This is a genomic window from Spirosoma knui (genome assembly GCF_054780635.1).
In genome coordinates, this window is record NZ_BAAGVY010000003.1 from 439,022 (window position 1) to 450,658 (window position 11,637).

Consider the following 11,637-nt stretch of genomic DNA (forward strand, 5'->3'; position numbering starts at 1 on the left):
ACAGATTCCAGGCGGATTAAAAAAAGATTAAAACATACTAAACGGGATGATTTAGGGCAAATCGATCCGAAAGTAGCAGGTAAACGTGTTCATTACCAAGATTTCTTTAACCCCAGATAGCCGCCCGCTACGTTGGGAAATAGATCCCCCCGATCAATGGCGAACGTAGTAATTAGCGTAGTGCGCGATCGCCTGTCTAAAGGCCATTGACTCTGGAAGGCACCCGAGAACTGCCGAAAAGGCTGTGGATAGGGCTGGTTGTATGACCCGTAGTTGCGACTGATGGATGCTCTGACGGTAAATAGCGGCCCCCGCCGAAACCCTCCGCTGATACCGGTATACCAGGCAACGAGCCGATTATTTGGGAAGAAACCACCACCGGTGAATTGATTAACCGCTGCGGTAAACCCAGCGCGGGGCGCAATGAAGGGTGTACCTACTGTTCGACCCCGGTAGGACCACCCTTCTATATACTGACTGTGGTTGAAGTAATTATCGGCTCCCTGAAAACGCGCCAGTGGGTCGAAAACCGGGCCGCTCTGGTTCATTGTGTTCAGCCATTCCAGCACGATACGCTGAAATCGGAAGCGAGTTCTGTTTTTTGAATGATTCAGAAAACGCAAACCGGTTAATCCATCCGGAACGTTTTGCAGAGCCAATCCAGACGCATCGTCGTAGATATGCTGGTGGTAGAGCAGCCAGTTTCGTTTGTCTCCGTTCCACTCCAACGCTACGTCGTAACTCCCAACGTGGTTACCAATGCGATTTTCGCCATCGAACCCCGTGAACCGATCATTTTGAAGCGCATCCGGGTAGCGCCCGCTTACCAGCGACAGGTAATCCTGAAACGAGGTGGCCAAATTGCCGTCAACGGCCAGCGGTGAACCAATTAGATAATCAGCCCGTCCACCCCACTGTACCTGGTGGTTAAGTCCTAGGTAAACCCGAACATGCCAGTGAGGTTTACCGATCCGGCCGTACAAATACTTCTGGTGCAGGTAGCTTCCCTTTATATAGGAATTAGCGAACCAACCGTGTGCATACCCCGCTCGGAGCGCAATCAATTTCTTGATAAAGCCTAACGGCACAAAGTCAGGCGTGTGCAGTTGAATTTTAGGAAAGGGAAGTGCATTGCCTGACCAGGCCACAAAACCCGAGGTCAGCAACGTATCGCCCAGTCCGTACACTTCGCGTCGGTTGCCCCCGTACAACTCCAGTTTCCCGAACCGAACTTTGAGATAGGCATCGGGCAACAATACCGCTGGATTGTCAGCCGTCGGGCGCGGGCCAGCATTAGCGACAGCATACAGCCCAAATCCCCAGTCGAATCGTTTTTTTCGCCTGGACATTGAATCCGTTCTGGTCTTGTAATCACGTTGTACACCCATCCGCAGCGTACCGAACGATCCCTGCAACGGTACCGTACCGTATTGATTGGTTCGCACCCAGAACGGGGTTTGCTGATCAGACGCTACGAGTCCGCCTAATTCAACCGAATACCGTACCCTCCGAGTCGAATCAACGGATTGCGCTAGTCCCAGGGATAGGCTTATCCCTAGAAAACTCCCAATCAGGTACAGTAATCGCATGAGCAGACAGACCGGGTCAGTTTAGATACGGTCATCAAACATACGGCATAAATACGGATTGCGTTTATGCCGTTCGCACAGTTTTAATTAAGCGTTCTCGTTAAGTTCTAACCAATCCATTTCGCACTCGTTACGTAGCCGATCCGCTGCGCCGTTAAACATCTGACAGCCGTTTTGTATTACGTTAGCAGAACCCGTTCAAGTCGATGACAATACCAACTACCCGCCTTAACAATGGCGTTGACATGCCCATGCTGGGCCTTGGCGTTTATGCTCCCAGTCATAACAGTGAAGTACAGCAGGCCGTTGAATGGGCGCTTGAGTTTGGCTGCCGCCTGATCGATACGGCTTCGGCCTACGGCAATGAACGCCAGGTAGCTGACGCGCTGCAAGCCGCTAATCTCCCTCGCCAGGAGGTATTTATCACCACGAAAGTTTGGAACGATGACCAGGGATATGACCGAACGTTACGGGCCTTTGACCGGAGTCTCGAACGGCTTCGGCTCGACGTAGTGGACCTATATCTGGTGCACTGGCCGGTTCGGGAGCACCGGCTCGATACGTGGAAAGCGCTGGAAAAAATTTACGCCGACGGTCGGGCCCGGGCCATTGGCGTCTCGAACTACTATCAACCCCACCTCGACGAACTTTTTGAACAGGCCAGCATAACCCCCGCCGTCAATCAGATCGAGTTCAGTCCATACTGCTACCTGCCGGATGTGTTAGCGTATTGCCGCGACAAAGACATCAGACCGGAAGGCTATGCACCCTTAGTTCGGGGTCAGAAACAGGACGATCCGAAGTTAAAAGCGATCGCGGAGAAATACGGCAAATCGAGTTATCAGCTGCTGGTGCGCTGGTCGTTGCAGCATGACGTAATCACGATTCCCAAATCAGTAAAGCGGGACCGCATCCGGGAGAATTTCGACGTACTGGACTTTGTCATCTCCGACGAAGACATGGCGACGATGAACACTTTTTACGACAACACCCGCGTCGCACCTGATCCACGCGATATTCCGTGAACCACGCAGTCGAGATGCCAGCGTTCCTGAAGCAGATCAGCCAGTGCCAGCAGCCCCCACTCCTCACTTCGGCGGTGCCCAACGGCAACAACAGCAATGCCCGTTTCGTCGACTGCTTCCTGGGCTTGCTTTCGGTACTGCCCGGTCAGATACAGTTCGGCTCCCCGGTCGGCGGCTTCGCGGACTAACGTATCGTTCATGGCCCCGACCACGGCTAGGCGGCTGATGCTGTGCGTATGGGTAATCAGGCTTCGGCCGGCTTCGGCCCGGTCGTAGCTACCAAACATTGTTTTGATCAGATCTAACCACCCATCAAACTCTTGCCCCGCGCTCTCGAACAACATTCCGATCGGGCGCTGTGATAGAAGTTCGCCGGCCTCAGTAGTGGCCTGTTTAAACCCAATCGGCTGTAAGGGGCCAGTTGTCCCTAGAGCCACAGCCATTCGAGGACTGAAACCCATCGTTAACGTTTCATCAAACGGTAGATGATGATAAATCACTCCTACATCCGACGGGAGCCTCCTGGGGTCGAGCTGCCAGGGCCGATGCAGCCAGAGCGCATCCAGGTGTTCGTTACGCACCCACGTTAGCAGATCAGGAAATGACTCTAATGCAAGGCCTATTTTCTGAATCGGTCGTTGGGATCCGTGGTAGACACCACCTTGTTCAGTAGTTGGATAACGCGCTACGTTGAACTCACTGCGCAAAAATTCATTCAGGTCATCCAGCCCAATCAATTGAGTTACCATCTCTATGTAACTCCCTACCGGGAGCATGGTTTAGTACTCCCAACGGTTAGTCTACGTAAAATGAGGTTATTATCAACTTCTTTTATCTGATTTAAGGGTTTTTTGACCGTTTACTCAAGACAGTTGACGTTTTGAAATTCATTGTTGTATGTTTGTGGCCTTAACTGCGGTCGCTTCGTCGATCGGTCAATGACCATGATTTTCCTCGCTTAAAACCTCCCGTAGGTTTTCTTTCTTCTCCAGGTTCTGCCACTCCCCGTTCTATCGTGCGGCTCGGTGGCTGTTTTTTCAATTTTCACCTCAGTTAATACGTTGTCGCTAGCCGTCGGGCTGAGGCATATCTCTTCGTATCCAATGACCAGGTTCCTACGGTTATTCCTGGCCGCATTGCGCGGTTCAGAAACTAATTTCACATCCGGTAGCATTAACCGGGCTATCTTTCTGCTTTCCGTTCCCATGATTTTAGAAATGGTGATGGAATCGCTCTTTGCGGTAGTGGACGTTTTTTTTGTGGCTAAAATTGGTACAGAAGCCATTGCCACGGTCGGCCTGACCGAGTCGGTACTGACGCTCGTCTACTCGGTGGGAATTGGCTTCAGTACGGCTGCTACGGCCTTGGTATCCAGACGCATCGGTGAAGACAACCCACGCGGAGCCGCTACAGCGGTGGGCCAGGTTATTCTCGTTTCCGTTACGCTCGCTCTGCTAATGGGTTTGCCCGGCTACCTGTTCGCCGATGACATTCTGCGGCTGATGGGTGGCGACGAACGGCTGATTACAAACGGCGTAGGGTTCACGCAGATGATTTTCGCCAGCGCACCCGCCATTGTGCTGCTGCATACGTTAAGCGGTTGCTTGCGGGGCGCAGGTGAAGCGTCTACTGCGATGCGGTCGCTGTGGATCGCCAACGGGATCAACATTGTGCTTTGTCCGGTATTCATTTTCGGATGGGGACCGTTTCCAGAAATGGGTGTACTGGGTTCGGCCGTTGCGACAACGACTGGCCGTACGGCGGGTGTGCTGTATCAGTTGTATGCGTTAACCCGGCCCAGCGGTATCGTGCAGGTGCGCCGGTCCGACATGACTCCGGATCTGGCCATCATCCGAAACCTCATCAGCTTAGCTATAGGCGGAACGAGCCAGTTTTTGGTTGGATCGGCCAGTTGGGTGTTTCTGACACGGGTATTATCGACTTTCGGCAGCGATGTTGTGGCGGGCTATACCATTGCCATTCGGATTATTGTGTTTACTATCCTTCCCTCCTGGGGTATGGCCAATGCAGCGGCAACGCTGGTTGGGCAAAACCTAGGGGCGGGACAGCCCGAACGTGCAGAAACCTCAGCCTGGCGAGCCGCCTTCTGCAACATGCTCTTCCTGTTAGCGGTGGGAATCATTTTCTTCATCAGTGCTACTGAGGTGGTGAGCCTGTTCAATGATGAACCACGTATTGTTGCCATTGCGGTTCAGTGCCTGCGCGTGTTTTGCATCGGCTATATGTTTATGGCATACGGCATGGTACTTAGCCAGTCGCTCAATGGGGCGGGCGACACACGGACACCAACGCTTATCAACATTGTGTGCTTCTGGCTAGTCGAAATACCGTTGGCGTACCTGCTGGCAACACCGCTGGAATGGGGACCATCGGGGGTGTTCTGGTCCGTTGCCATCAGCGAAACACTGCTGGCGCTTATTGCCATCTGGGTGTTTCGACGAGGGCGCTGGAAAACAGTGCAGGTATAGCCAGAAATGGCATTTACCACTCGCTTTTCAGGCGAAACTTTTCCCAAAATAGGGAGGTTATCAATAACAGGGCCATTCACTAATTCATCAGTTTGCGCTTGATTATCCAAGCCAGTCAATCGCAGTTTCTGGCGCAGAATGACTCCTTACTGACAAATAGATTATATGATCGACACACATAAACAACCCGAAACCGCTGTTCTGGTCGCGCTGATTACACAGAAGCAGACTACTGAACAGACTAAAGAATATTTGGATGAATTAGCATTTCTGGCCGAAACGTCTGGCGTGCGAACCGTCAAGTCGTTTACCCAGAAACTCGACCGACCCGATACCCGCACCTTTGTGGGAAAGGGTAAGCTGGAAGAGATTCAGACGTTCATTATCGAGAATCCGGTCGACTCCATCATTTTCGATGATGACCTGACTCCTGCGCAGGTGCGTAACCTTGAAGCCGAGTTTAAGGAGATTAAGGTTCTTGACCGCAGTTTGCTGATTCTCAACATCTTTTCGATGCGGGCGCAAACGGCTCAGGCTCGTGTACAGGTTGAGTTGGCACAGTATCAGTACCTCTATCCCCGACTCACCCGCATGTGGACGCACCTTAGCCGCCAGAAAGGCGGTACGGGTATGCGTGGACCGGGCGAGAAAGAGCTCGAAACGGACCGCCGGATTGTAAAAGACCGGATTGCGTTCCTGAAAGAGAAGTTGAGCAAAATTGATAAGCAAAGTGTAACACGCCGGAAGGAGCGCGATCGGCTTGTTCGGGTGGCCTTGGTTGGATATACCAACGTCGGTAAGTCGACGCTGATGCGGACGATGGCCAAAACCGACGTATTTGCCGAAAACAAGCTGTTTGCAACGGTCGATTCGACGGTTCGGAAAGTAACGCTGGGTAACATTCCGTTTCTGCTGACTGATACGGTAGGATTCATCCGGAAGCTACCGACAACGCTCATTGAATCGTTTAAATCGACGCTCGACGAAGTACGGGAAGCCGATATTTTAGTACACGTAGTGGACGTATCGCACCCGAATTTTGAAGAGCAAATTGAGGTGGTTAACCAAACGCTGGCCGATATCAAAGCAGCTGACAAGCCAATGGTGCTTGTTTTTAACAAGATGGACCGCTTTGAACCAAAAGACGAGTGGCTGGAAAAAGCCTCACCCGCTGGTAACGACGAACTGCTCGATGACGAGGAGGCAAATCACGACATCGCCATTCCGGTAGCTGTACGCAGGAAGACTGCACTCGAGTACTTGAAGAAGACGTACCTGACGCACAAAGCTGACCACGTAGCGTTCATCTCGGCTGAGACCGGCGAAAACGTTGGCGAGTTGCGTGAGCTACTGTATAACCTTGTGAAAGAGAAGCATTACCAGATTTACCCGAACTGGGTACACGTTCCGCTGACGGAGTCGGCTGAATACGGTGATGGTTTGGCAGGTTAACGGATTTTCAGCATTTTTGTACGTAATACACGAGCGGTCAACGTTGACCGCTCGTTTTTTGGTCCCGTAGTTCAACGGATCGAACCGGAGCGCCGGAGCGGACGTTTCCTGAACGTCTGGTCTACGTTCGATTCTCGTCGGGACTGGAAGTTGTGAAGAAGTAATCATTTGGTCCCGTAGTTCAACGGATAGAATAGACGTTTCCTAAACGTTTGATATGGGTTCGATTCCCGTCGGGACCACCCGCCATAGAAGCCCGGTACGTATGTATCGGGCTCTTTTGTTAACCAGTGAGTAAGTCTGTAAAGTCTACAAGCAGCATATAAAGCTTCTGGTAGATCAAGCAACTTCCATGATGCAGCGACCTCACGGACTTATTCACGCACCGAAATATTTTGTATAATCCATGTTTTTTCAGGGAGCCGGAATTGACAACCATCACAACTCAACTATAGAGTAAATCTTTCACGGTTTCTGATAGTGAAGCGCCACACATCCAGATTTGAAAACGATCGTATCCACCAGCTTTAACGTAAGCGTTTCCTGAAGGCTGCCCCCATCCATTAATAGTCTTCCTCTCCCCACCATCACCGGATGGACAACCAAATGAAATTCATCGATCAGGCCGGCTGTGATCAGTTCCGGAAGTAGGCTTACACTGTCTACGGAAATTTTATTGCCAGGTTGCTGCTTCAGTTTCAGGAGTTCGTCGGCCGGATTGCTGCGAACAATTCGCGTAGTACTGTCCACGCTGTCTAATGATCGTGAGACAACCACTTTGTTAATTGCCGTCAGTTTCTGGGCAAATCTATTTTCATCGTCTGTTCCGGATTGGTTTTTTGCTACATCGGCCCAATATGGGAACATGAGCTGATACATGATTCGCCCCAAAAAGAGCAGATCAACATCATTCAACATGTTGGTGAAATAATCGTGAACATCTTCACCAGGGTTAAAAAGAGTATGGTCACAATAGCCATCCAGGCTAATATTCATACCGAATGTTACTGTTCTCATTTTATTAGTCGATGTTAAGTTCTTAAGTGTAAACCGAGCTTTACAGAACAAGTCTGCATGATTTTGGTAGAGGACGCCAGTCCGGCCCAATCAAAAGCTCAACTTGCAATTGACGATATGCCCGGAGGGTCTAGTGGTTATCCTGATTACCCTCAATCGAAACTAGTTAAAGGTGGTAAAGGATACGGGCTACTATACCACTTGCCACGAAAGGCCAATGCAAATACGTATCGGGCTCTTTGTTGGCTTATATTTACATAAATTTTAAGCTCAGAATGAAACCTATAGTCTCTCTGCTCCTGCTGCTGTCAGCTACGGCATTTGCTCAGGTTAAACTGCCAACCAATGAAGCGGGGCAAGTTCAGTATCAGGAAATCGCGCGGATGCCCGATGCGAACCGACCAGCCCGGCAAGTATATAATCAAATTCGGGAGTGGGCGAGCGAGCATTACACCGCCGAAAATGAAGCCGAACTGCAACACGACGATGTTCACGGCATTCTGTTTGTCCGCTCGTTTTATCCCATCGGCAAACGTAACATACGCTATACCCTGACAGTGGAAGCCAGAATTGGCCGCTACCGGGCTACGATCACGGATTTAGTCGCCGAAGACGAAGGCATTACGTTGCCGCTGTTGCCCACCAGCTCTACTGTCGATGACCTCAAAAAAGCCGCCAATGGTGAGGTAAAAAGTGAACAGGTCCTTGAACAGATTGCGCAGGATCAGGCGGAACTGTATCAGGAAATAAATAGTGCCTGTCGGGCTACGTTGGCCAGCCTGAAAGAATCATTAACGGCTCCAGCCGCTAAAAAATAGCAACGCAGCCTAGAGCGTGTTGACAATTAAGTAAAGATAATCTGGGTTTGCAGTTTAGTCGCATGCGACGCTACGAGATTACCGACCAGCAGTGGCAGCGAGTAGCCCATCTGCTACCGGGGAGGATAGACCATGTTGGCCGTTCTGCGACTGACAACCGTCTGTTTATTAATGCCGTGCTCTGGATCGCTCGGGTGCACCTTGGCCAGACCTACCCGAACGCTTCGGTCCTTGGAATTCGGTCTATCAGCGGTTTCGGCGTTGGGCTAAAACCGGTATTTGGAAGCACGTTTTTGAGGCATTACAAGAGCCGGATTTAGACTGGCTGATGATGGACTCGACCACCGTGCGAGTGCATCAACACGCGGCCGGGCAAAAAAAGTGATTCCGCCCGCGAGTGTTTAGGCCAATCGGTAGGTGGCTGGACGACTACGATTCATGCCGTAGTTGATGGGTTAGGCAATCCTCTATCGATTGGTTGGAGCAGTCTCATACAAAGGCGGTGATTCCATCCAAAATGAATCACTTAGTCGCACGGCAGATTAACCGGAACTTGCACAAAGACCGCAATAGGAACGTTATTTCAACCGACTCAAGCAATACCGGCGGGTCGCTACGCGCTATGAAAAGACGGCTGCAAGCTTTGCTGCTTTCGTTTATTTGGCTTTGGTCTTGAGCTTGTTAGCCTAATTGTCAACACACCCTGATGTTTTTGGTAAAATAGAGCCGCTGAAAGCAGGCTAATGTGGGCGGTCTGGATTAGCGATGCCGCTCCACCCCAACCTGTTCGCAAAATTCCAGAACGGGGCAGGTAGAACAATGCGGCAACGTACCGGTGCAGATGTGTTTCCCAAAGGGCATTAATAGCCGGTTGATATTTACCCATTGCTCATGAGGCACTTGGGCTTCCAGCACTTTCAGAGTTTGTTCGGGCTGTTTGGTCTGTACGTACCCCCACCGGTTAACGACCCGATGCACATGGATATCTACGCTGATAGCGGCCTGTCCGGTAGCGACACCAAGCGCCAAATTGGCACATTTCGGGCCGACGCCTTTCAAGGAGGTGAGCGTAGCAAAATCGGCCGGGAGTTCCCCGTTGAACTCATAGACAATCCGCTCGGCAATGCCGTGCATGGTATAGGCTTTCTGGTCGGGATACGTAGTGCCGTAGAGCAGATTCGTCAGCGTCGGAATGTCTAACGCCAGCAGTTGTTCGGGCGTTCGGGCCGCTTCAAACAAACGTAACGAAACGGGGATCGTGGTTTCGTCGAGGGTTCGGATGGAGACGATACAGGAGATGAGCTGCTCGAACAAACTGCCATAGCCCCGTTCGGCCAGCTCGAACATAGCGGCTTTCGGATACGGTTTAATGGCTTCTTCAATACGGGCAAGAACAACGCTGAGGTCAAAATTCGGCTTCATAGGTAATCATCTGTGGTCAATGAGCAGTCCGTTCGTTGTATAAACTATCCAAACAACAGAATGACTACGCATTGACCACAAATGACGATTGAATGACCAGTCTACACCTTTACGACCACCATCTCGACGCGTCGGTTTTCGGGTCGTTCTTTCAGGCTTTTGTTCGTATTGATCGGTCGCGAAGGACCGTAGCCAATAGTTTCGATACGTCCGGCGCTGATGCCTTTGCTGACCAGGTATCGTTTCACTTCGTTCACCCGATTCCGGGAGAGTTCAACGTTCGCATCAAAATCGCCCACGGTATCGGTATGACCCTCCAGTCGGATGTTCATCGTTGGATTTTCCTGCATGACAGTCACCAGCCGATCCAGTTCCGGAAACGACTCCGATTTAAGATCATACTTCGATACGTTGAAGTAAATGTTCTTTAAGGTAATCTTAGCCCCGGTTTCAATAGGCACCAGGTTGAAGTCGCGCGTTACGTCAATGCGATTGGTAGCCAACGTATCGCTTTGGCTGAAATAGCCTTTCGCTGATGCGGTAACCGCATACACCCCCCGTCGGTCAATAGGAATGGTATAGTTGCCGGTCGGGCTATTGCTGCGGACAGAATCGGCAGGGTCGTCGCCCGAAGCTTCGGCACCGGACATTAACTGATACGTAACGGTTGCACCGATTGGCTTTTTGGTTCGGGCGTCGCGGGTGATTCCGTTGATAGCAATAGCAGTCGTTGTTGGCGCGGGTGCGGGCTCTACCTTAGGCTGAGTCGGTGCCGGATCAGTACCAACACCGGGCGAGTTGCGCGGTGTGTAGCGAGGCTGCTGTGACTTGGGCTGTACGGGCGCAGGCTTTGGCGTCCGCTGTGCATACGTATCTTTCGGCTTCCGGAGCGGGTTGATGATGTGAACACCCCAAAAGTTGAAGCAAACGTATCCGCTACCGTCCTTGCATTCAAACAGATCAAACGTAGTGTAACCGGGGTCAATCCGTTCGAAGTACGCCACAAAATCCACCCGTTCGCCCGGCTGCACCCGACGGCGGGTTTCGGCGGGTATGTTTTCGGCCCGCACAAATTTATACGAGCGCTCCCCCTGATTCACGTACAGGCGGGATGTCGGCTGGAAGCCAATGTTACTCTCGTTGATTTTAAATTCCCGCCCATTTGGCATCGGAAACAGTTCACCCAACGGATTGGACCGAGCCTGGAACTTCATGTAAATAATGGTGTATTGGCTGGTCAACTCGACGCGCTTTATAGCGACGTCGCGGTCGTTAACATCATCCACGCGGGGATTTTCGGTTGTGTACTGTACCTGCGCCCAACCGGACTGGGTGAATAGCAGTACAAAGAAGAGGAGGAGTAATCGAGCTTTCATGGTCGTTGTCTACCTGGCGTTGCAGTAACGTTTAGACAATAACTAGTATTGGATGGTTTAAGCTTGATTTATAGCGTTTTTGTTAAACCGCGACTGTAACAAAAGCCTTTCGACTCCCGGACGACTTTTCTCGGCCCTATACCTGAGTGAATTACTCCTGATCCTGTTTGGTAGAGGCCAGTGACTTTCTATCGAAGACCACTAAGACAGGCGCAAAAAAGCCTGAATTACATATCTATAGATTTATAATTTTTCCTGTATATTATCCTATTGTTAACTTTTAAAAATTATTATCCTCCACTTGATTCACCATATTTAATTTGGCCGTATAGACATATAACAAGTCATCGTTTTATTGGTGATTAACTTATGGTAGTACTATTTGCAGGCAGTTCTTTTATTACATTTGCCCATATTGTATTTTTACAATTTCGATTTTTATTAACTAT

10 protein-coding genes, 1 tRNA gene and 1 pseudogene are annotated in these 11,637 nt (G+C 50.7%); 7 read left to right on the plus strand and 5 right to left on the minus strand.

Annotation, left to right across the window (positions count from 1 at the left end; genetic code table 11):
- Positions 1-92 precede the first annotated feature (92 nt).
- Positions 93-1,589: a capsule assembly Wzi family protein gene (locus ACYVIY_RS10495; RefSeq protein WP_460976282.1), complete on the minus strand. Its 1,497-nt coding sequence runs from the start codon at positions 1,587-1,589 to the stop codon at positions 93-95.
- Between the two features lie 206 nt (positions 1,590-1,795).
- Between ACYVIY_RS10495 and ACYVIY_RS10500 the strand changes: the two genes are divergently transcribed.
- Positions 1,796-2,614: an aldo/keto reductase gene (locus ACYVIY_RS10500; protein ID WP_460976283.1), complete on the plus strand. Its 819-nt coding sequence runs from the start codon at positions 1,796-1,798 to the stop codon at positions 2,612-2,614.
- Here the strand turns inward: ACYVIY_RS10500 and ACYVIY_RS10505 are convergent.
- Positions 2,569-3,390 carry a Nif3-like dinuclear metal center hexameric protein gene (locus ACYVIY_RS10505; RefSeq protein ID WP_460976284.1) on the minus strand — a complete coding sequence of 274 codons (822 nt, stop codon included), beginning with the start codon at positions 3,388-3,390 and terminating at the stop codon, positions 2,569-2,571. The two genes, ACYVIY_RS10500 and ACYVIY_RS10505, sit on opposite strands and share 46 nt — an antisense overlap.
- 327 nt (positions 3,391-3,717) lie before the next feature.
- On the opposite strand from ACYVIY_RS10505, the gene ACYVIY_RS10510 reads away from it, so the two are divergent.
- From ACYVIY_RS10510 to ACYVIY_RS10520, 3 genes are all read left to right on the plus strand, one after another.
- Positions 3,718-5,103: an MATE family efflux transporter gene (locus ACYVIY_RS10510; RefSeq protein ID WP_460976285.1), complete on the plus strand. Its 1,386-nt coding sequence runs from the start codon at positions 3,718-3,720 to the stop codon at positions 5,101-5,103.
- A 165-nt stretch (positions 5,104-5,268) separates the two neighbouring features.
- On the plus strand, positions 5,269-6,555 hold the full coding sequence (gene hflX, locus ACYVIY_RS10515; RefSeq protein ID WP_460976286.1) for a GTPase HflX: 1,287 nt from the start codon (positions 5,269-5,271) through the stop codon (positions 6,553-6,555).
- A gap of 170 nt (positions 6,556-6,725) precedes the next feature.
- Positions 6,726-6,797 (plus strand) — tRNA-Arg (locus ACYVIY_RS10520).
- Positions 6,798-7,020: 223 nt separating this feature from the next.
- On the opposite strand, the gene ACYVIY_RS10525 is transcribed toward ACYVIY_RS10520, so the two are convergent.
- A complete protein-coding gene (locus ACYVIY_RS10525) occupies positions 7,021-7,572 on the minus strand; it encodes a dihydrofolate reductase family protein (protein WP_460976287.1) in 552 nt (183 codons plus the stop codon).
- Between the two features lie 275 nt (positions 7,573-7,847).
- On the opposite strand from ACYVIY_RS10525, the gene ACYVIY_RS10530 reads away from it, so the two are divergent.
- The 3 genes and pseudogenes from ACYVIY_RS10530 to ACYVIY_RS10540 all read left to right on the plus strand — a co-directional run.
- Complete coding sequence (locus ACYVIY_RS10530) at positions 7,848-8,390, plus strand: hypothetical protein (RefSeq protein ID WP_460976288.1); 543 nt, start codon at positions 7,848-7,850, stop codon at positions 8,388-8,390.
- Between the two features lie 181 nt (positions 8,391-8,571).
- The gene (locus ACYVIY_RS10535; RefSeq protein ID WP_460976323.1) at positions 8,572-8,775 is read left to right on the plus strand and encodes a transposase; all 204 of its coding nucleotides are present in this window, start codon (positions 8,572-8,574) and stop codon (positions 8,773-8,775) included.
- A gap of 188 nt (positions 8,776-8,963) precedes the next feature.
- Positions 8,964-9,080: pseudogene (locus ACYVIY_RS10540) on the plus strand (IS5-like element ISAs34 family transposase); the annotation flags it as partial.
- Positions 9,081-9,149: 69 nt separating this feature from the next.
- Here ACYVIY_RS10540 and ACYVIY_RS10545 read toward each other — a convergent pair.
- On the minus strand, positions 9,150-9,812 hold the full coding sequence (locus ACYVIY_RS10545; protein WP_460976289.1) for an endonuclease III domain-containing protein: 663 nt from the start codon (positions 9,810-9,812) through the stop codon (positions 9,150-9,152).
- A gap of 101 nt (positions 9,813-9,913) precedes the next feature.
- Positions 9,914-11,188 carry an OmpA family protein gene (locus tag ACYVIY_RS10550; protein ID WP_460976290.1) on the minus strand — a complete coding sequence of 425 codons (1,275 nt, stop codon included), beginning with the start codon at positions 11,186-11,188 and terminating at the stop codon, positions 9,914-9,916.
- Positions 11,189-11,637: the final 449 nt, after the last annotated feature.

Coding starts and splice junctions, on each gene's coding strand:
- ACYVIY_RS10495 (WP_460976282.1), bottom strand. CDS start 1,589: ATGCGATTACTGTACCTGATTGGGAGTTTTCTAGGGATAAGCCTATCC.
- ACYVIY_RS10500 (WP_460976283.1), top strand. CDS start 1,796: ATGACAATACCAACTACCCGCCTTAACAATGGCGTTGACATGCCCATG.
- ACYVIY_RS10505 (WP_460976284.1), bottom strand. CDS start 3,390: ATGCTCCCGGTAGGGAGTTACATAGAGATGGTAACTCAATTGATTGGG.
- ACYVIY_RS10510 (WP_460976285.1), top strand. CDS start 3,718: ATGACCAGGTTCCTACGGTTATTCCTGGCCGCATTGCGCGGTTCAGAA.
- hflX (WP_460976286.1), top strand. CDS start 5,269: ATGATCGACACACATAAACAACCCGAAACCGCTGTTCTGGTCGCGCTG.
- ACYVIY_RS10525 (WP_460976287.1), bottom strand. CDS start 7,572: ATGAGAACAGTAACATTCGGTATGAATATTAGCCTGGATGGCTATTGT.
- ACYVIY_RS10530 (WP_460976288.1), top strand. CDS start 7,848: ATGAAACCTATAGTCTCTCTGCTCCTGCTGCTGTCAGCTACGGCATTT.
- ACYVIY_RS10545 (WP_460976289.1), bottom strand. CDS start 9,812: ATGAAGCCGAATTTTGACCTCAGCGTTGTTCTTGCCCGTATTGAAGAA.
- ACYVIY_RS10550 (WP_460976290.1), bottom strand. CDS start 11,188: ATGAAAGCTCGATTACTCCTCCTCTTCTTTGTACTGCTATTCACCCAG.